The following is a 17,998-nucleotide window of genomic DNA, read 5'->3' as shown; positions in this document are numbered from 1 at the left end:
GGTCGCCGTCCGGGGTCTGAGACAGTGGAGGCATGGACAACGCCGTCACCCGTGCCCCGCACATCGTCGTCGTCGGAGGCGGGATCTCCGGACTCGCCGCCGCCCACCGGCTGCTCGGGGCCGGTGCCCGGGTGACCGTGCTCGAAGGCAGCGCGGTGCTCGGCGGCAAGCTGCTGGCCGGGGAGATCGCGGGCGCGCCCGTCGACCTCGGCGCCGAGTCGATGCTGGCCCGCCGTCCCGAAGGCGTCGACCTGGCCCGCGCGGTCGGCCTCGGCGACCGGCTCCAGGCACCCGCCACCGCCGCCGCCTCCATCTGGACCCGGGGCGCGCTGCGGCCGATGCCCAAGGGCCATGTGATGGGCGTCCCCGCGCAGCCCGGCACGCTCCACGGCATCCTGTCCGCCGAGGGCCTGGCCCGCGTCGAGCAGGACCGCGAACTCGCCCCGACCGAGGTCGGCGAGGACATCGGGGTCGGCGAGTTCGTCGCCAAGCGGGTCGGCCGTGAGGTCGTCGACCGCCTGGTGGAGCCGCTGCTCGGCGGCGTGTACGCGGGCGACGCCTACAAGATCTCCCTGCGGGCCGCCGTCCCCCAGCTCTTCGAGGCGGCCCGCACCCACGACTCGCTGCTCGACGGCGTCCAGGACATCCAGGCGAAGGCCGCGGCCAGGCAGCAGACCGGCGCGGTGTTCGCGGGCCTCGACGGCGGCCTCGGCACCCTGCCCGGCGCGGTCGCCGACGCCGTGCGCGCCCAGGGCGGTGAGATCCGCACCGAGACCCCCGTGCTCGGCCTCACCCGGACCGCCGACGGCTGGCGGATCCGTACCGACACGGAATTCGTCGAGGCCGACGGAGTGATCCTTTCCACCCCCGCCTGGTCCGCCTCCGCGCTGCTCGCCGCCGAGTCGCCGGTCGCGGCCGCCGAGCTCTCCGAGGTCGAGTACGCCTCGATGGTCCTGGTCACGCTCGCCTTCCGGCGCGCCGATCTGGCCGGTCTTGAGGAGCGCTCCGGGTTCCTGGTGCCGCCGGTGGACGGCCGCACCATCAAGGCCTCCACCTTCTCCTCGTACAAGTGGCAGTGGGTGAAGGAGCGCGGCTCGGACCTGTTCGTGCTGCGTACCTCGATCGGGCGCTACGGCGAGGAGCAGCACCTGGACTGGGACGACCCCGACCTCGTGGACGTCTCGCTCGGCGACCTCGGCGAGGCAGTCGGCCTGGCCGCCCGGCCCGTCGCGACCGAGGTGACCCGCTGGATCGGCGGGCTTCCGCAGTACCCGGTGGGCCATCTCGCCAAGGTCGCCCGCATCCGGGCCGAGGTCGCCAAGCTGCCCGGACTGCGTGTCTGCGGCGCCGCGTACGACGGTGTCGGCATCCCGGCGTGCATCGCCAGCGCCCGGCGCGCCGCGGACGAGATCATCGCCACGTCGACCCTGGCGCAGAACACCCAGAGTGACGCGGGACAATAGCCACATGAGTGCTGCTCCGGAAAAGATTCCCAACGCGGGGAAGAAGGCGAAGGACCTCAACGAGGTCATCCGCTACACCCTGTGGTCTGTCTTCAAGCTGCGCGACGTACTTCCTGAGGATCGCGCCGGTTACGCCGACGAGGTCCAGGAGCTGTTCGACCAGCTCGCCGCCAAGGACATCACCGTCCGCGGCACCTACGACCTGTCGGGTCTGCGCGCGGACGCCGACATCATGATCTGGTGGCACGCGGAGACCTCCGACGAGCTCCAGAGCGCCTACAACCTGTTCCGCCGCACCAAGCTGGGCCGCGCGCTGGAGCCGGTGTGGTCGAACATGGCGCTGCACCGGCCCGCCGAGTTCAACAAGGCGCACATCCCGGCGTTCCTCGCCGACGAGCACGCCCGCGACTACGTGTCGGTGTACCCGTTCGTGCGCAGCTACGACTGGTACCTGCTGCCCGACGAGGACCGCCGTCGCATGCTCGCCGACCACGGCAAGATGGCCCGCGGCTTCCCGGACGTGCGGGCCAACACGGTCGCCTCGTTCTCGCTCGGCGACTACGAGTGGCTGCTCGCCTTCGAGGCCGACGAACTGCACCGCATCGTCGACCTGATGCGCCACCTGCGCGCCTCCGAGGCCCGCATGCACGTCCGCGAAGAGGTGCCGTTCTACACGGGCAGGAGGAAGTCCGTTGCGGATCTCGTCGCCGGGCTCGCCTGACGGCCTCCGGCCGGGGGTCCGGGGGTCGTCCCCCGGGGGATGCAGCACGGGCCGCCGCAAGAGTGTGGCCGACCTCGTGGCCTCACTGGCCTAGCAAGACCAGGTGACCGGGGCCCGCGCCACGCGAGCGGGCCCCGGTCACCCCTGACCCGGAAGATCAGAGAGTGGGCAACACATGCCCCGGCCTGCCGGCTGCCCGCTCGTCCAGCGACACCGGGTTCGGCTCCGGGTGCGGCGCGCACGATGCGCGCCGCACCGGCGTCCGACCGTTCAGCAGATAGTCCTCCACATAGCCGTTGATGCAGGAGTTCGCGCCGCCCGCGATGCCATGCGTACCGGCGTCCTTCTCCGTGACGAGTACGGAGCCCGGCAGCCGCCGCTGGAGTTCCAGCGCCCCGTGGTACGGCGTCGCCGCGTCCCGCTCGGCCGCCAGGATCAGCGTCGACGGCAGCTCCCCCTCCTTGGCCCCCACCTCCATCGGCGTCTGCTGCGGGGCCGTCCAGAAGGCGCACGGCAGGTTCATCCACGCGTTGTCCCACGTCTCGAACGGCGCGACCGCCGCGAGCTTGCTGTTGTCGCGGTCCCACGTCTCGAAGTCCCTCGGCCACGCCGCGTCGTTGCACAGGACGGCCGTGTACACGGCGTTGCTGTTCTCGTCGTCGCGCGCCGTCGCCGGCTTGGGCGCGGCCTGTTCGATCAGCGGCTTCGGATCGCCCTTGAGGTACTCCGACAGGGCGGTGGCCCGGCTCGACCAGTAGTCGTCGTAATACCCGGCCTTGAGGATCGCGGCCTGCAGCTGCGCGGGTCCCACGATGCCGCCGGCCGGCTCCCGGGTGAGCTTGGCCCGCACCTTCTCGTAGCTCTCAAGGACCTCGTCGGCCGTGACGCCCAGGTGGTAGACCGTGTCGTGCTTGGCGACCCAGGTGCGGAAGTCCCGCCAGCGGCTCTCGAAGGCCAGCGACTGGTCGAGGTTGTTGCGGTACCAGATCTGCTGGGGATCCGGGTCGACCACCGAGTCGAAGACCATCCGGCGGATGTGCGAGGGGAAGAGCGTCGCGTACACCGCCCCGAAGTAGGTGCCGTACGAGGCGCCCATGAAGGTCAGCTTCTGCTCGCCGAGCGCGGCCCGCAGCACGTCCAGGTCACGTGCGTTGTTGATGCTGGTGTAGTACGGCAGCGCCGCCCCGGCGTTGCGCGCACAGCCCTGGGCGTACGCCTGGGCCTGCGCGATCCGCTCCTTCTTGTACGACTCCGAGGGGAGCGAGGGCGACTCGGTCGGGGCCTTGGTGAAGTCGGCCGGGTCCTGGCAGGACAGCGGCGCCGAGCGGGCCACGCCGCGCGGGGCGTATCCGACGAGGTCGTACGCCGCGGCGATCCGCTTCCAGCCGGCGAGCTGGGCGACCATCGGGAAGTACATGCTGGAGGCGCCCGGCCCGCCCGGGTTGAACACCAGGGCGCCCTGTCGCTGGGCGCGTTTGCCCCGGGCCTTGACCCGGCTGACGGTGAGGGTGATCTGACGGCCCGTCGGCTGGGCGTAGTCGAGCGGGACCTCGACGGTGCCGCACTGGACCGAGGCGGGCAGCGACTCGGCCTGCGGGCAGCGGCCGAAGGTGATCGGGGCCGCGGCCGCGCGCTGGGCGGCCGCCGCCACCCCCCGGGCCTCGGCGCTCAGCGGGTCGGCGCTGCCCGCGGGCGCGGCGACGAGGGCGGAAAGGACGAGGGAACCCAGGGTTCCGTACAGCGCTACAGCTCTCATCGCCGGTGCATTCCCTTTCGTGCTGCGGTACTACAGAAGTACATATAGTTCGAAAGGGAATACTTCGCCGGGGGTGAAGTAAAGCAGCGGGGCCGCTCCGGGCCCCGTCATTGACCCCGATGCGCGAAGCGACCGCTCGTCAGGGCGCTGCGCAGCTGGGGATCGTCGACCCCGCGCAGGCCGCGCACCGCGACCGCCGTGAGCGGATCGTCCGCCGGGTCGAGCCTGCCGAGCAGACGCCGGCCGTCGGGCGAGGCCCAGCGGGTGTACGGATGGATCTCGACGCGGGCGATGACGAGGCAGCCGAGCGTGAGAACGAGGGGGAGCGCGAACCAGGCGGCGATCTCACCCCGCCCGGTGTCCCCTTCGCCCGGCTTGAGCAGCGCGCTGACCGCGAGCACGGTGATCAGCAGGGTGGCGCTGCGCACCGCGCGCACCGAGGAGCTGACCCCGGACCGCACGGCGTCGGGGACGGCGAGCCCGGCTCCGGCGAGCCGGTCGGCGAGCGAGCGCACCGCGTCGGCCGCGGCCGCGCCGGACCGTATCGCCGCTATCCGCTCCTGGCCGCCGGGCCCGATCGCGGTGAGGACGGACCGCTCCAGGTCGTCGCGCCCCTCCGGGTCGACGACGGTGGCCCAGCCGGTGTGCGCGAGCAGCAGCCGGCGGGCGCGGTGCATGGAGACCAGGGTCAGGTCGGCGACCCGGCAGGGGCCGCCCGCCAGGAACGCGGCCTCGTAACAGGACAGTCCCCGCTCCCCGTCCGGCCGCGGTTGGGGACGGGCCGCGGCCACGGCCGCGAGACACAGGCGGCCGCAGGACAACCCGGCCGCGACGATCGCCGGCAGAAGGAAGAGGACCCAGAACATGGCCGAGTTGTATGCGAAGTTGACACTTCGCCGCCATGGCCTGTCCACATTTTGGGCGTCAGTCATCGCTTGATCGCTTCGTTACGGAGTGTGGGAGGCGGGTTCGGGCGACGCCTCGTCCTTGGGCCGGGAGGCGGCCGGCGGTAGCGGGAACGACGCTGACGCGCTGTCGGACGGCGGGGGCGTGAGGGGAACCGGGCTCGCCGGGGTGGCTCCGGGGGCGGGCGGCGGCGGCCCGGTGGGGCTCGCGGTCGCGGCGTCCCGCGCGAGCGCGTCGAAATCGACGAACCCGGTCGCCTCCAGCATCTTGATGTGGTCGAGGACGGTCGTGTTCGCATCGTCTGCGAGCCCGCGCACCAGCGAGTTGCGGGTGTCGGCCCGGACCTGGGCGACCAGGGCGAACACCTTGCCGTGGGCGGCGCGCAGGAGGTTGGCGAAGTCCCGTTCGTAGGCGATGCCGGTGTCCGCCGTCAGCCGGCGCAGCCAGCCCTGCTGCTGCGCGTTGGGCTGGTCGGGCAGCTCCATGCCCAGGTCGGCCGCGACCTCGCGGACCCGGGCGTCGAGGAAGGCGTGCCCGTCGACGAGGTGCTGCCCCGCCGCCTTCACCGTGGCGCTGGGGTCCCGCTCGATGGCCTGCCGGCCCGCCGGTCCCTCCCAGAGCCCGGCGAGCCGCACCCGCACCACGAAGTCCCGGTCGGCGGCGGACAGCGGACCCCAACGGGTCGCCACCGTACCGGCGTTGAGATCGGCGAGCGGTGTGCCGGAGCGGTCGGCGTACGACCAGAGGGGGAAGAGCAGCGCGAGCAGGGTCGCCGCGAGGGCGATGACGACGAGCCCGGTACCGGACAACAAGCGACGCATGGGTGCCTCCTGGTGCGGTGCCGCACGGTAGTGCGGGTGCCGCTGATCCCGGAGGCGGTTTCGTGAAATGGGTGGCCGGGTGGTGTGGGGGTCGTCACGTGATACGGGAGTTCGGGTCAACTCCCTTGCGCGCGAGGTACGTTGACGGGTTGCGCGGGTCGGGGTGCGAAGGCCTGCGTGGCCTGTCTCAGGCCGCCCGGGTCAGCGTGCGAAGGAGTCGAGCCGCCCGGCCCGGCGGCCTGGCGCCGGCCCGCTCCTTCCGCCAGCGGGCGAGCGCGCGGCGGGCCTCCGCGTCGTCGGGCCGTCCTGCGTCGAGCAGGAAGCGAGCGAAGTCCAGGGCGTCCTGGCGGTAACCACCCCGCATCGGACGGGACTTGGTGTACGAGGCGAACGCCTCCCGGTAGCCGTCCCCGAGGATCTGCGGCAGCTCGGGCGCCACCTTGGCCACCACATCGGCCCGCTTGGCCGCGAGCGCCCGGGCCTGCACCCGAAGGCGTGGCCCGTCGAACCCGGCGGGCGCGGGCGTGCCCGCGGTGAGCGAGGAGAGCAGGGCGGTCTGGGCGAGGGCGAGCCGCTCACGCGACCGGCCGACGTGCTCGGGGGCTCTGCGGGGCCCGGGCTCCATGGCGGCGGAGGGCGCGCTCGGCGGCTCCGGGGCCCGCAGCGTGGCCCGGATCGCGTCGAGTTCGCCCGCCAGCTCCGCCGCTGGCGGAAACGCCTCGTCCCGCTCCAGGAGCACGCCGGGCGGGGTCACCCGCGAGGCCAGTTCGGCCAGGACGTCGAGGACCGCTCGGGGCACGGGGTGGGCGTGGGTGTCGTGCCACACGCCGTCGCGCTCGACACCGCCCGCGACATGGACGTAGGCGATCGCCTCCAAGGGCAGCCCGTCGAGGACCTTCGCGGGGTCCTCGCCGCGGTTCACCCGGTTCGTGTGGAGGTTGGCGACGTCGATGAGCAGCCCGACGCCCGTGCGCTCGACCAGCTCCGCCAGGAACTGACCCTCCGTCAACTCCTCGTCGGGCCAGTCGATCAGGGCCGCGATGTTCTCCAGGGCGAGCGGCACGGGCAGCGCGTCCTGGGCGATGCGGACGTTCTCGCACAGGACGCGCAGGGCGTCCCGGGTCCGCGGCACCGGCAGGAGGTGGCCCGCCTCCAGGGGCGGCGAGGCGGTCAGCGCGCCGCCCGCGCGCACGAACGCGATGTGCTCGGTGACGAGCGGGGAGCCGAGCGCCTCGGCCCGGGCCGCCAGATCGGCGAGGCGGCCCGCATCCGGCGGCTCGGCGCCGCCGAGGCCGAGCGAGACCCCGTGCGGCACGACGGTGACGCCGCGCTCGCGCAGGCGCAGCACCGAATCGGGGAGGTGGCCGGGGCAGAGGTTCTCCGCGACCGCCTCGACCCAGTCGATGCCGTCGAGCCCCTCCACAGCCCGAGCGATCTCAGGCCGCCAGCCGATGCCGATGCCCAAATGCTTCATGGACAGGTCATGGCCCGGAGCCCCGCCGCCGAATCCCGCGCGGGGCACGTTCAGAGCTTGATTTGAGGTTGTCGGCCTCGGCGATCAGCTGGAGGTGGCCAGCGCGTCGAAGTCCACCAGGCCGGTGGCCTCCAGCATCGTCATGTGGTCGAGCACGGTGGTGTTGGCGTCGGTCGCCAGGTCCCGTACGAGGGAGTTGCGGGTGGTCGCGCGGACCTGGGCGACCAGGGCGAACACCTTGCCGTGGGCGGCGCGCAGGAGGTTGGCGAAGTCCCGTTCGTAGGCGATGCCGGTGTCCGCCGTCAGCCGGCGCAGCCAGCCCTGCTGCTGCGCGTTGGGCTGGCTCGGCAGCTCGATGCCGAGCTTGGCCGCGACGTCGCGGTCGTGCTGGTCCAGCGCCGCGTGCCCCATGACGAGGTGGTCCCCTGCCGCCTTGATCGCCGCGCTGGGCGCCCGCTGCTGTGCCTGCTGCCCGGCCGGCCCCTCCCAGAGCCCGGCGAGCCGCACCTTGGTGACGAACTCCCGGTCGGTCGCCGACAGCGGACCCCAAGGGGTCGGCGTGGACGCGGAGTCGAGGTTGGCCTGCGGGGTCCCGCCCCGGTCGGCGTACGACCAGACGGGAAAGGCGAGCGCGCCGAGCGTGGCCACGAGCACCGCGATGAGCAGCCCTGTGCCGTTGACGCGACGCAGGGCAAAACGACCGGAACGAACAATTCCACGCGACAAGACGCCTCCCGGGGACGGCCAGTTGAGAGCGCGAGCGCTACTCGGCGGTACCGGGGGATACGGATGGGGCGGGTGTTGCGTTCAGGAGGGCGGAAGGAGCAATTCAGCGACCGTCATTCGGCGGGAGGGAGGTGAGCGGGGGATGGCCCCCATGGGTCCCGGGGGCTGTACCAGCGCGCGGGCCGTGGTGACGCCTGAGGGGCCCGTCCGAGCGCCGGCGCCGCCGCGGGCGAGGATCAGTGGTTCCGGGCGGGCGCGCGAGCAGTGACCGCCAGGAGGGCGAGCGTCAGACCGCGTGCAGGGCCGGGTGGTCCGCGACGACCGTGCACGAGCCGGGGGCGATCTCCGTGAACCCCGCGTCGCGGACCACCGGGAGCCCGCTGAGTGTCAGTTCGCGCCATGCGGCCGGGTCCGCGGTGCGTACCGAGAGGGGGAAGCCCGCCTCGCGCCAGGCCTTGCGGTCCGCGTCCGACAGCTCCCACCAGGCGAGTTGGGCGCCGTGCCCGGCCTGCGCCATGGCCTTGCCCGCGGACATGCCGAGCTCCGGGTTGAGCCAGAGGACCGGCGCGAGCGGATCGGGGGCGTCTGGGTCCACCGGGTCGTCCAGGTCAGTCCCCGACACCTGGAGCTTGGCCAGCTCCTTGGGCCAGCCGTCGAGCGGCACGGGCGGGAAGACGCGTACCTCCGCCGCCTTCCCGGTCACCGTGATGCCGGGCAGCGCCGAGGCCTTGCGCCACTCCGCGCCGCGGGCCCGCCGCACCACCTTGCGGATCCGCGCGTCCTGCCAGTCGCGCATGACCTGAGCCCACTCGCCCTCGTCGTCGCCCTCGCCCAGCGACCGCTCGTCGGAGAGCATCACGAGCACCGCGCGGGCCGCCGTCTCCAGGGCGTCGGTACGCGCCGGGGGCTCGGCCTTCTCGATGCGTACGACCAGCGGCAGCACGAACTGCGGCGCCTCGTCGCGCGGGGACTCGTGGCGAAAGGGGCTGTCGGAAGGGGTGTCCTGAGTGCTCACTCCACCAGTCTGCCAGCCGCCGAACCGGTGATTCTTGGCGGAATGAATCGTTCCGGGACAGGATGCGCGCATGAAGAGCGACCTTTTTGCCAAAGAGAACGTGGCCCAGCCGGCGACCGTCGCCGGAATGACGCTGGAGAACGCCAAGTCGATCAAGTACGCCGTCAACGGCGAGATGCTCGCGCGCCAGGGCGCGATGATCGCCTACCGCGGCACCCTCCAGTTCGAGCGGCGGGGCCAGGGCATCGGCGGCATGCTCAAGCGCGCGGTGACCGGCGAGGGCCTGCCCCTGATGTCGGTCAGCGGCCAGGGCGAGGCCTGGTTCGCGCACGAGGCGCAGAACTGCTTCATCGTCGACATCGAGCAGGGCGACGCCCTCACGATCAACGGCCGCAACGTGCTGTGCTTCGACTCCTCGCTCAGCTACGGGATCAAGACGGTCAAGGGCTCCGGCATCGCCGGCGGCGGCCTCTTCAACAGCGTCTTCAGCGGCTACGGCCGGCTCGGCCTGGTCTGCGAGGGCAACCCGCTGGTCATCCCGGTCTCCCCGCAGCTGCCGGTGTACGTCGACACCGACGCGGTGGTCGGCTGGAGCGCCAACCTCCAGACCTCCCTGCACCGTTCGCAGTCCATCGGCTCGATGCTGCGCGGCGGCTCCGGCGAAGCCGTCCAGCTGATGCTCCAGGGCGAGGGCTACGTCATCGTCCGGCCGAGCGAGGCGACCCCGCAGAAGGCGCAGCAGCACTGAGCACCGCACGCGCACTGCGGGGCGTGGGCCGCCGGTACTCCATCGGCGGCCCCTGGGTCCTGCGCGGCATCGACCTCGACCTGCCCGAGGGTGCCCTGATCCGGGTCGAAGGCGCCAACGGCACAGGAAAGTCAACCCTGTTGAGGCTCCTGGCCGGCATCGACGCGCCGACCGAGGGCCGCGTCACCGGCCGCCCGCGCACCGCGTACGTCCCCGAACGCTTCCCGGCGGCGCTGCCCTTCACGGCCGTCGGCTATCTGACGCACCTCGGCCGCATCCACGGCCTGCCGCGCCGGACGGCGAAGGAGCGGGCGGGACAGTGGCTCGACCGGTTCGGCGCGGCCGCGCACGCGGGCACCCCGCTCGCCGAACTCTCCAAGGGCACCAGCCAGAAGGTCGCCGTGGCCCAGGCCCTGCTCGCCGACCCCGGACTCCTCGTCCTGGACGAGGCATGGACCGGCCTCGACACCGAGGCCCGCACCGAACTCGACCGCGCGGTGCACGAACGCGTGGCGGCGGGCGCGACGGTCGTCTTCGTCGACCACGACCCGAAGCGGCTGTCCGGCGGGGAGGACGCGCGGTACGCGGTGGTGGGGGCGGGCCTGAAGCCGGTGGCGCTGAACGATGTGGGCCCGGGTCGTGTGGGCCCGAGCCATGTGCGTCCGGACCATGTGGTGCCGGGCTATGTGGGCTCGACCCATGTAGGCCGCACCCCTGTGGCTCCGACCCATGTGGTCCCGACCCTCCTCATCGACATAGTCGGAACCACCCCGCTCCCGGCCCAACTGCCGGGCTCCCCTGAGGAGTTGGCGGCCCCCGACGGCTCCCGCACCCTCCGTGTGACCGCCGCCCACTCCGACGACCTGCTGCGCGCCCTGCTCGCGGCCCGTCCGCCCTGGCACATCCAAGGAGTGCGCAGTCAGTGATCCCGCTCGTCCGCTACCAGAGCGCGCTGCTCCTGCGTTCCCAGCGCTGGCTGGGTCCGGTCCTGCTGTACGCGGCCTTCATGGGCATCGGTGTGCAGGCGGGGGAGCCGGTGCTGGACTCCATGGGGTACGCGGCCGCCGGGCTGCTCCCGGTCGCGGCCTGGCTCGTGCGGATCTGCGTCACCCAGGAGCAGGAGGCCGCCCGCACCTGCGTCGCCGCGGCGGCGGGCCCGGCCCGGGTCCACCTCGCGTCCCTGCTCGCGGCGACCGGCTCGGCGGCCCTGCTTGGCCTCGCGAGCACGGCGTATGTCGCCGCCGTGAGCGATCCCATGAGCGGAGACCACAAGGTCGCGGTGCCGCTGGGTGCCGCGGCCGTGGCGGGGCTGCTCGCCACCGGGGTCTGCGTGCTGACCGGCGCCGCGGTCGGCGCGCTGGGCAGCCGTCCGGTGCTGCACGGCCGGGGCTGGTCCCTCTCGCTCACCGCACTGGCCGCGCTGCTCGCCCTGGTACTCGCGCCGTCGCCCGCGCAGTACGCGGTGTTCGGCCTGGTCAGCGGCTCGCGGACCGGCGCCGTACACCTGGCGGTACTGCCTCTGGCCGCCGCGATCGTCCTCGCGGGAGCGGCCGCCGCCGGGGTCTGTGCGCTCAGCTCGCGACGCCGCTGAGCGCGCTCGCGTCGCCGACTAGGCTCGACGGCATGGACGAGAGGCGCGACGACACGGCGTACGAGGACACGGCGTACGAGGACGGCGCGGCCTCTTGCGAAGCCGTGCCCGTGAAGGCCGCCGCGCCCGGCCCGGTGGAAGGCCCCTTCGCCGAGTGCGTGCTGTGCCGCAGGCCGACCGAGTACCCGGAGTCGACCAAGGGCAGCACGCTGTGTCCGGTCTGCGAGTGGCAGGAGGCCCAGCGCACGGCCTGCTCCGGCTGACCCACAGCCGGGGCTCAGTGGTGCGTGGCGCTGCGGATCAGGTCGGAGACCTTCACGAAGCGGTACCCGCGCTTGCGCAGCTCCGGCACGATGCGCTGGAGCGCCGCGTCGGTGACCGGCGCCGCGCTGCGCGTGCAGTGCATGACCACCAGCGAACCCGGCTGCACCCCGGCCAGGACCTGCTCGGCCACCGCGTTCGCGTCCTTGGCGAAGGCGTCCCCGCTCACCACGTCCCACTGGACGGCGGTCATCTTCAGCGGGGCCAGCGTGCGCAGCACCTCGTCGTCGTAACAGCCGCCGGGGAAGCGGAAGTACGGCACGGCGTTCTGCACCCCGGCCTTCTTGAACTGGGCCGCCGCCTTCTCCACATCGGCCCGCCTACGGTTCTTCTCGACCACGGGCAGCCCGTAGCAGTCGGACTTGAACGCGTAGTGGCTGTAGGAGTGGTTGCCGATCTCGAAGTTGGGGTCGGTCCCGATGGCGCGGGCCTCGGCCGGGTACTCCTTGGCCCACCGCCCGGTCATGAACACCGTGGCCGGCACCTTCAGCCGCTTCAGATCGGCGATGAGCGCGGGGTTGTCGAAGTGCTCGCCGCCCGCCGCGCGCGGACCCTGGTCGGCCGTCATGTCCGCGTCGAAGGTCAGCGCGACGACCTTCTCGCCCTGGGGGTTCTTGGGCGCCCGCTGGAAGACCGGGGTGATCCCGCCGGGGCCGGGGGCCAAGGTGGGAGGGCCCTGGGGAGCGCCCGCAGCCGCCGAGGCCGAGGGAGCCGCCTTGTGCGGGGCGGGGTCGGAGCCGCAGCCCGCGAGCGAGGCACCGAGCAGGGCAATCGCGAGCAGTTTACGTACAGTAATGGTCACAAACGGAAAGTATCCGATCGTATCGGCCCATTTGTTCGCGCCGCTCCCGCTGCCCCGGAGATTCCGGCCAATGCCGTACAGCGGTGCCTCCGAAGGCCCGCCCCCGTACGCCTCCGGGATCCCGGCCCTCCAGCTCCGCAACGCGACCGATCCGCCCCGGCGGACTACGCTCGTTGCATACGGATCACACGCCCGAACAGGCCCCTTCGCAGGCAAGGCGCGGTTCAAGGCCCCAGGGAGGCGACGTGTCCGGATTCCGTACGGCAGCATGCTCGGCGGCACTCTGCTCGGCGGTCCTGCTCCCCCTCGCGGGCGCGGCCACCGCTCACGCCGACGACACCGGCTCACTCACCGCCGACGAGATCTCCCAGCGTTCCCACGAAGCCCTGCTCGGCGCGAAGTCCCTGCACATCACGGCCAAGGGCGACCTGCGCACACCCGGCTCCCCGGCCTCCTTCGACCTCACGCTGGACCGGTCCGGGAACTGCCGCGGTTCGGTGAGCCTCGGCCCGCAGGGCTCGGTCGAGATCGTGAAGCGGGGCGCGGACGTGTGGATGAAGCCGGACGCGGCGTTCTGGCGGAACGAGGTGCCGGGCGGCGGCAGCGCGCTGGCCTCGCTCGTCGGCAACCGGTATCTGAAGGGCACCACCGACGACCCGGTGCTGCGGGACACGACCGGCGTGTGCGACCTCGACACCTTCCAGAAGTACCTCGACACCTCCGCCAAGATGCCGGCCACCGGCCTCACCAAGGGCAGGCCGACCACGGTCGACGGCGCCGCGGTCATCCCCGTCACGGCCACCGAACAGGGCCGCACCTACACGCTCGACGTCGCGGCGACCGGCAGGCCCTACCCGGTGCGGATCACCGTCGCCCAGGGCAGCGCGGCGCCGGATGCGACCGTACGTTTCGGCGGCTTCGACCAGCCGGTCCCGGCCGCGACCCCGTCCGCCGCCGAGACGGTCGACATCTCGGGCCTGATGAGCCGCACGTCCTGAACTCCGGCGAGACATTCACTCATCCGGGCGGGGACGCGCGGCGGCTCGCGGAGCTCGTGTCCCGCCCCGGCCACTGCGCATCCCCTCCGGCGTCCCGGTACGTTCCCTCGATCGTGCGAGGGAACGTACCGCCCGGCGCAGCCTCAGGCGAGCTCGGCGGTGAGCGTGATGGTGGTCCCCGAAAGGGCCTGGCTCACCGGGCAGTTCTTCTTGGCGTCCTCAGCGGCAGCCTGGAAGCCCTCCTCGTCGAGGCCGGGGACCTCGCCGCGCACGGTGAGGTGGATGCCGGTGATGCCCTCGCCGGGCTGGAAGGTGACGTCGGCCTTGGTCTCCAGGCGGGTGGGCGGGGTGCCCGCGCCGGTCAGACCGTGCGAAAGCGCCATCGAGAAGCAGCTGGAGTGGGCGCCCGCGATGAGCTCCTCCGGGCTGGTCTTGCCGTTGGCCTGCTCGGCGCGGGACGGCCAGGAGACGGCCTGGGACGCGATGCCCGAGGAGTCGAACGTGACGGTGCCGGAGCCCTTGATGAGCTCGCCTTCCCAGACCGTGTGCGCCGTGCGCGTGGTGGCCATGGTGATTCCCTTCTGTGGCCGAGGGGGCCACGGACGGATGCAGCTTCGGCCCCCTCGGCCCCAAACCTACTGCGCCACAAGGCCCTTCGCGTCGCGGGCGAGCGCGGTCAGGCGGGAGATCGCCCGGAAGTACTTCTTGCGGTAGCCGCCGTTCAGCATCTCGTCACTGAACAGCCGGTCGAAGGGCACGCCCGAGGCGAGCACCGGCACCTCGCGGTCGTACAGCCGGTCGGCGAGCACCACGAGCCGCAGCGCGGTCGACTGGTCGGGCACCGGCCGCACATCGGTCAGGCAGACCGCGCGCACCCCGTCCGTCAGCGCGCCGTACCGGCTGGGGTGGACGCGCGAGAGGTGGTCGAGCAACTGCGGGAAGTCGTCGAGCGCCGCGCCCTCGGTGGCGTACGCCGCCTTGGTGACCTGCTCGTCGGAGTACGGAGCCGGGGCCTCGGGCAGCCCCCGGTGGCGGTAGTCCTCGCCGTCGATCCTCAGCGGGCGGAAGTGGGCCGAGAGGCCCTGGATCTCGCGCAGGAAGTCGACCGCCGCGAACCGGCCCTCGCCGAGCTTGCCCGGCAGCGTGTTGGACGTCGCGGCGAGCGCCACACCGTGCTCGACGAGCTTGCGGAGCAGCGAGGACACGAGCACGGTGTCACCCGGGTCGTCGAGCTCGAACTCGTCGATGCAGAGCAGCCGGTGGCCGCTCAGCGTCTGGACCGTCTGCTGGAAACCGAGGGCGCCCACCAGGTTCGTCAGCTCGACGAACGTGCCGAAGGCCTTCAGCGCGGGCTCGGCCGGAGTGGCGTGCCACAGCGAGGCGAGCAGATGGGTCTTGCCGACGCCGTAACCGCCGTCGAGGTACACCCCGCGCGACCCGGTGACGGCGGCCGGCTTCTTCGCGAACCAGCGGCGCTTGGCACCGACGGCGTGCGCCCCGCCGAGCCCCGCGGCGAAGGACGACAGGACGGTGACCGCCTCGCTCTGGCTCGGCTGGTTCGGGTCCGGTACGTACGTCTCGAAGCGGACCGAGTCGAACCGCGGCGGCGGCACCATCTCGGCGACCAGACGATCGGCGGGGACATGCGGCGCGCGGGCGCAGAGCGACACCGGGGCCGCTTCGGTTATGGGGCTGGTCGACACAGTCCCTAACTGTAAGGGCCGTGCCAGACTGCACGGCATGCGACAACTGTTCCCTGTGACCGACCAGACACCGGACGCCGAGGGTGCCGAGCAGGCAGAAAGCGCAGAGTGGTCGCTCGACCGGCTGGCCGACGCCTACGCCTATCCCCGTACGGACCGCCCCTGGCTGCGGGCCAACATGGTGTCCTCGCTGGACGGCGCGGGCCAGCACGAGGGCCGCTCACAGCCGCTGTCCTCCGACACCGACATGCGGATCTTCGGCACCCTGCGGGCGCTCGCGGACGCGGTGGTGGTGGGTGCGGAAACGGTACGCCTGGAGGGGTACCGGCCGGCCCGGGCGCGCGCCGAGTTCGCCGAGCGCCGCAAGGCCGCGGGGCAGGGCCCCGCCCCCGTGATCGCCGTCGTCACCGCCAGCCTCGACCTCGACTTCTCGCTGCCCCTCTTCACCTCGCCCCTGGTCCCGACCCTGATCCTGACCGGGGCGGCCGCCGACCCCGACCGGGTCCGGGCGGCCGAGCGGGCGGGCGCCGAGGTGGTGGTCGCGGGCGACGGCCCAGGCGTCGAGCCCGAGTGGGCCCTGCAGGCCCTGGCCGACCGCGGCCTGCTGCGGCTGCTCACCGAGGGCGGGCCGCGGCTGCTCGGCCAGTTCGTGGCCGCCGGGGTGCTCGACGAGCTGTGCCTGACGGTGTCCCCGACGCTGACCGCGGGCGACGCGCAGCGCATCGCCGGCGGGCCCGCGGTGAAGGTTCCCCAGCGGTTCGCGCCGACGTCCGTGCTGGAGGACGCCGGGTTCCTCTACACGCGTTACCGTCGAATCTGACAATCGGTGGAATTCACCGTTCCGGTTTGCTCACGCTGGGCACACTTACTCACGCAGACCCCGTGCGGGCACGGGGAAGGATGGTTTCCGCAGGGGCCGTACCCGCCAGTCAGCGGTGGCGGCGGCCATGGAGAAAACAGAAGGGCGCCTGTCGTGTTCACGAGCGTATTGATGATCGAGAAGCCCCTGACCTCCGTCGACGTGGAATTCGTCACCACCCTGCACGGGGACGAGCCGGTTTCCTTCGTCGTGCTCATGCAGCCCAGGGGCGACCAGGACCGGCTGCTGCGCGCCATCGACGACGTGGCGCTCGGCGAACTCGACGAAGCCGTCCACGAGGGTGAGGAACCGGCGGGCTCCGCCGCGCAGGGCCCCGCCGAACTGGCGCTCCAGCACTCGGTGCAGTCGCTGCGGGACGCCGGAAGCAAGGCCGTGGGGCATGTGGTCGACGACCATCCCCTGGACAAGCTGAAGGGCGTGGTCGACGAGGTGGGCGCCGACGAGGTCATCGTCCTGACGGCCCCGCACTACGTGGAGGAGTTCTTCCACCGGGACTGGGCATCGCGGGCCCGCCACAAGGTCGGCGTCCCCGTCCTCAAGCTTTTCGCCCACAGCGAGTAGCCCCGCGCGGTCCCCGTCCGGAGCCGTGTCGCGGCCGGAGCCCCCGCAGGAATTAGGGTGGGGGCTCCTTCTGTACGTCGCACCCCGGGAGAGAACCGCATGGCATCCGCCATTCCCACCGCCATGGAACGGCCGCACTTCATCGGCATCGGCGGTGCCGGTATGTCGGGCATCGCGAAGATCCTGGCCCAGCGCGGGGCCGAGGTCGCGGGCAGCGACGCGAAGGAGTCCGCCACTGCCGAAGCGCTGCGGGCGCTCGGCGCCACCGTCCACATCGGCCATGCGGCCGAGCACCTCGCCGACGACGCCACCTGCGTGGTCGTCTCCAGCGCCATCCGCGCCGACAACCCCGAGCTGGCCCGCGCCGCCGAGCTGTCCGTGCCCGTCGTGCACCGCTCCGACGCGCTCGCCTCGCTCATGGGCGGCCTGCGCGCCATCGCCGTGGCGGGCACCCACGGCAAGACGACCACCACCTCGATGCTGGCCGTCGCCCTGACCGAGCTGGGCCTGGACCCCTCGTACGCGATCGGCGGCGACCTCGAAGGGCCCGGCACCAACGCCCGGCACGGGGCGGGCGACATCTTCGTGGCCGAGGCCGACGAGAGCGACCGCAGCTTCCAGAAGTACGACCCCGAGGTCGCCATCGTCCTCAACGTCGAGCTCGACCACCACGCCAACTACGCCTCGATGGACGAGATCTACGACTCCTTCGAGACCTTCGTCGGCAAGGTCAGGCCCGGCGGCACCCTGGTGATCGCCGCCGACCAGCCCGGCGCCGTGGAGCTCACGAAGCGCGTCCGCGACCTGTCCTCGCTGAAGGTCGTCACGTACGGAGAGTCGGAGACGGCGGACGTCCGCGTCCACAAGGTCACCCCGCGCGGCCTCACCTCCGAGGTGACCGTCCTCCTGAACGGCAAGTTCCTGACCTTCACGGTCTCGGTTCCCGGCCGCCACTACGCCCACAACGCGGTGGCCGCGCTCGCCGCGGGCGTCGCGCTCGGTATCCCGGCGCACAACCTGGCCTCCGCGCTCGGCAAGTACACCGGAGTCAAGCGCCGCCTTCAGCTCAAGGGCGAGGCCAAGGGCGTCCAGGTCATCGACTCGTACGCGCACCACCCCACCGAGATGACCGCGGACCTGGAGGCGATGCGGGGCGCGGCATCCGACTCCCGCCTCCTGGTGGTCTTCCAGCCCCACCTGTTCTCCCGCACGCAGGAGCTCGGCAAGGAGATGGGCGAGGCCCTGGCGCTGGCCGACCTCTCCGTCGTCCTCGACATCTACCCTGCCCGCGAGGACCCGGTCCCCGGTGTCACCAGCGCACTGATCATCGATGCGGCCAAGGCGGCAGGTGCCACGGTGACCGCCGTGCACGACAAGTCCACCGTCCCGGACGTCGTCGCGGGAATGACAGCACCCGGCGATCTCGTTCTCACCATGGGCGCGGGCGACGTGACGGACCTCGGCCCGGCCATCCTGGCCCGCCTGTCGAACTGATCCGACCGAGGAGCACCC

Annotated in this window: 19 protein-coding genes; 10 read left to right on the top strand and 9 right to left on the bottom strand. The window is 72.4% G+C overall.

Annotation, left to right across the window (positions count from 1 at the left end):
- Positions 1 to 32 precede the first annotated feature (32 nt).
- Both hemG and hemQ read left to right on the top strand, forming a co-directional pair.
- Positions 33 to 1,463 (top strand): protoporphyrinogen oxidase, encoded by a 1,431-nt coding sequence (gene hemG / locus ACSHXC_RS09470; RefSeq protein WP_438291153.1) that lies wholly within the window; start codon positions 33 to 35, stop codon positions 1,461 to 1,463.
- 4 nt (positions 1,464 to 1,467) lie between these two features.
- Positions 1,468 to 2,184, top strand: a complete 717-nt coding sequence (hemQ, locus tag ACSHXC_RS09465) for a hydrogen peroxide-dependent heme synthase (RefSeq protein ID WP_399493710.1) — start codon at positions 1,468 to 1,470, stop codon at positions 2,182 to 2,184.
- 157 nt (positions 2,185 to 2,341) lie between these two features.
- Here the strand turns inward: hemQ and ACSHXC_RS09460 are convergent, their stop codons facing one another.
- The 6 genes from ACSHXC_RS09460 to ACSHXC_RS09435 form a co-directional block, all read right to left on the bottom strand.
- Positions 2,342 to 3,940 (bottom strand): alpha/beta hydrolase, encoded by a 1,599-nt coding sequence (locus ACSHXC_RS09460; RefSeq protein WP_438291151.1) that lies wholly within the window; start codon positions 3,938 to 3,940, stop codon positions 2,342 to 2,344.
- Between the two features lie 107 nt (positions 3,941 to 4,047).
- A complete protein-coding gene (locus ACSHXC_RS09455; RefSeq protein ID WP_438291150.1) occupies positions 4,048 to 4,806 on the bottom strand; it encodes a TIGR04222 domain-containing membrane protein in 759 nt (252 codons plus the stop codon).
- An 81-nt stretch (positions 4,807 to 4,887) separates the two neighbouring features.
- Positions 4,888 to 5,667, bottom strand: a complete 780-nt coding sequence (locus tag ACSHXC_RS09450) for a DUF4142 domain-containing protein (RefSeq protein ID WP_438291149.1) — start codon at positions 5,665 to 5,667, stop codon at positions 4,888 to 4,890.
- Between the two features lie 187 nt (positions 5,668 to 5,854).
- Positions 5,855 to 7,141 (bottom strand): DUF692 domain-containing protein, encoded by a 1,287-nt coding sequence (locus tag ACSHXC_RS09445; RefSeq protein WP_438291148.1) that lies wholly within the window; start codon positions 7,139 to 7,141, stop codon positions 5,855 to 5,857.
- A gap of 84 nt (positions 7,142 to 7,225) precedes the next feature.
- The gene (locus ACSHXC_RS09440) at positions 7,226 to 7,831 is read right to left on the bottom strand and encodes a DUF4142 domain-containing protein (RefSeq protein WP_438296496.1); all 606 of its coding nucleotides are present in this window, start codon (positions 7,829 to 7,831) and stop codon (positions 7,226 to 7,228) included.
- Positions 7,832 to 8,153: 322 nt separating this feature from the next.
- Entirely contained in the window at positions 8,154 to 8,882 is a 729-nt protein-coding gene (locus ACSHXC_RS09435; protein WP_438291147.1) for a peptidyl-tRNA hydrolase, read from the bottom strand.
- Positions 8,883 to 8,952: 70 nt separating this feature from the next.
- Between ACSHXC_RS09435 and ACSHXC_RS09430 the strand changes: the two genes are divergently transcribed.
- From ACSHXC_RS09430 to ACSHXC_RS09415, 4 genes are read left to right on the top strand one after another with little or no spacing between them, the layout of a single operon-like run.
- The gene (locus ACSHXC_RS09430; RefSeq protein WP_438291146.1) at positions 8,953 to 9,630 is read left to right on the top strand and encodes an AIM24 family protein; all 678 of its coding nucleotides are present in this window, start codon (positions 8,953 to 8,955) and stop codon (positions 9,628 to 9,630) included.
- A gap of 23 nt (positions 9,631 to 9,653) precedes the next feature.
- Positions 9,654 to 10,556: an ATP-binding cassette domain-containing protein gene (locus ACSHXC_RS09425; RefSeq protein WP_438291145.1), complete on the top strand. Its 903-nt coding sequence runs from the start codon at positions 9,654 to 9,656 to the stop codon at positions 10,554 to 10,556.
- Positions 10,553 to 11,221 (top strand): ABC transporter, encoded by a 669-nt coding sequence (locus tag ACSHXC_RS09420; protein ID WP_438291144.1) that lies wholly within the window; start codon positions 10,553 to 10,555, stop codon positions 11,219 to 11,221. The genes ACSHXC_RS09425 and ACSHXC_RS09420 overlap by 4 nt, the downstream gene beginning before the upstream one ends.
- A gap of 32 nt (positions 11,222 to 11,253) precedes the next feature.
- Positions 11,254 to 11,484: a hypothetical protein gene (locus tag ACSHXC_RS09415; protein ID WP_438291143.1), complete on the top strand. Its 231-nt coding sequence runs from the start codon at positions 11,254 to 11,256 to the stop codon at positions 11,482 to 11,484.
- Between the two features lie 14 nt (positions 11,485 to 11,498).
- On the opposite strand, the gene ACSHXC_RS09410 is transcribed toward ACSHXC_RS09415, so the two are convergent.
- Positions 11,499 to 12,344, bottom strand: a complete 846-nt coding sequence (locus tag ACSHXC_RS09410; RefSeq protein WP_438291142.1) for a polysaccharide deacetylase family protein — start codon at positions 12,342 to 12,344, stop codon at positions 11,499 to 11,501.
- Between the two features lie 245 nt (positions 12,345 to 12,589).
- Between ACSHXC_RS09410 and ACSHXC_RS09405 the strand changes: the two genes are divergently transcribed.
- A complete protein-coding gene (locus ACSHXC_RS09405; RefSeq protein ID WP_438291141.1) occupies positions 12,590 to 13,342 on the top strand; it encodes a hypothetical protein in 753 nt (250 codons plus the stop codon).
- A 143-nt stretch (positions 13,343 to 13,485) separates the two neighbouring features.
- On the opposite strand, the gene ACSHXC_RS09400 is transcribed toward ACSHXC_RS09405, so the two are convergent.
- Together ACSHXC_RS09400 and zapE are read right to left on the bottom strand one after the other, a co-directional pair.
- Complete coding sequence (locus tag ACSHXC_RS09400) at positions 13,486 to 13,911, bottom strand: OsmC family protein (RefSeq protein WP_189965666.1); 426 nt, start codon at positions 13,909 to 13,911, stop codon at positions 13,486 to 13,488.
- Positions 13,912 to 13,977: 66 nt separating this feature from the next.
- Positions 13,978 to 15,084: a cell division protein ZapE gene (gene zapE, locus ACSHXC_RS09395; protein WP_438291140.1), complete on the bottom strand. Its 1,107-nt coding sequence runs from the start codon at positions 15,082 to 15,084 to the stop codon at positions 13,978 to 13,980.
- On the opposite strand from zapE, the gene ACSHXC_RS09390 reads away from it, so the two are divergent.
- From ACSHXC_RS09390 to murC, 3 genes are all read left to right on the top strand, one after another.
- Positions 15,083 to 15,865, top strand: a complete 783-nt coding sequence (locus ACSHXC_RS09390; RefSeq protein ID WP_438291139.1) for a pyrimidine reductase family protein — start codon at positions 15,083 to 15,085, stop codon at positions 15,863 to 15,865. The two genes, zapE and ACSHXC_RS09390, sit on opposite strands and share 2 nt — an antisense overlap.
- A gap of 153 nt (positions 15,866 to 16,018) precedes the next feature.
- Positions 16,019 to 16,486: an indole-3-glycerol phosphate synthase gene (locus tag ACSHXC_RS09385; protein WP_438291138.1), complete on the top strand. Its 468-nt coding sequence runs from the start codon at positions 16,019 to 16,021 to the stop codon at positions 16,484 to 16,486.
- A gap of 99 nt (positions 16,487 to 16,585) precedes the next feature.
- Positions 16,586 to 17,980, top strand: coding sequence for a UDP-N-acetylmuramate--L-alanine ligase (gene murC, locus ACSHXC_RS09380; protein WP_438291137.1), 1,395 nt, complete (start codon positions 16,586 to 16,588; stop codon positions 17,978 to 17,980).
- Positions 17,981 to 17,998 lie beyond the last annotated feature (18 nt).

This window comes from Streptomyces sp. HUAS TT7, from assembly GCF_051550175.1.
Classification (GTDB): Bacteria; Actinomycetota; Actinomycetes; order Streptomycetales; family Streptomycetaceae; genus Streptomyces.
This window is presented reverse-complemented; position numbering and strand designations above follow the sequence as displayed.

What these genes read in the sequence shown, in the direction of transcription:
- hemG (WP_438291153.1), top strand. Translation starts at nt 33, where the DNA reads ATGGACAACGCCGTCACCCGTGCCCCGCACATCGTCGTCGTCGGAGGC.
- ACSHXC_RS09460 (WP_438291151.1), bottom strand. Translation starts at nt 3,940, where the DNA reads ATGAGAGCTGTAGCGCTGTACGGAACCCTGGGTTCCCTCGTCCTTTCC.
- zapE (WP_438291140.1), bottom strand. Translation starts at nt 15,084, where the DNA reads ATGCCGTGCAGTCTGGCACGGCCCTTACAGTTAGGGACTGTGTCGACC.
- hemQ (WP_399493710.1), top strand. Translation starts at nt 1,468, where the DNA reads ATGAGTGCTGCTCCGGAAAAGATTCCCAACGCGGGGAAGAAGGCGAAG.
- ACSHXC_RS09455 (WP_438291150.1), bottom strand. Translation starts at nt 4,806, where the DNA reads ATGTTCTGGGTCCTCTTCCTTCTGCCGGCGATCGTCGCGGCCGGGTTG.
- murC (WP_438291137.1), top strand. Translation starts at nt 16,586, where the DNA reads ATGGCATCCGCCATTCCCACCGCCATGGAACGGCCGCACTTCATCGGC.
- ACSHXC_RS09400 (WP_189965666.1), bottom strand. Translation starts at nt 13,911, where the DNA reads ATGGCCACCACGCGCACGGCGCACACGGTCTGGGAAGGCGAGCTCATC.
- ACSHXC_RS09390 (WP_438291139.1), top strand. Translation starts at nt 15,083, where the DNA reads ATGCGACAACTGTTCCCTGTGACCGACCAGACACCGGACGCCGAGGGT.
- ACSHXC_RS09415 (WP_438291143.1), top strand. Translation starts at nt 11,254, where the DNA reads ATGGACGAGAGGCGCGACGACACGGCGTACGAGGACACGGCGTACGAG.
- ACSHXC_RS09430 (WP_438291146.1), top strand. Translation starts at nt 8,953, where the DNA reads ATGAAGAGCGACCTTTTTGCCAAAGAGAACGTGGCCCAGCCGGCGACC.
- ACSHXC_RS09445 (WP_438291148.1), bottom strand. Translation starts at nt 7,141, where the DNA reads ATGAAGCATTTGGGCATCGGCATCGGCTGGCGGCCTGAGATCGCTCGG.
- ACSHXC_RS09450 (WP_438291149.1), bottom strand. Translation starts at nt 5,667, where the DNA reads ATGCGTCGCTTGTTGTCCGGTACCGGGCTCGTCGTCATCGCCCTCGCG.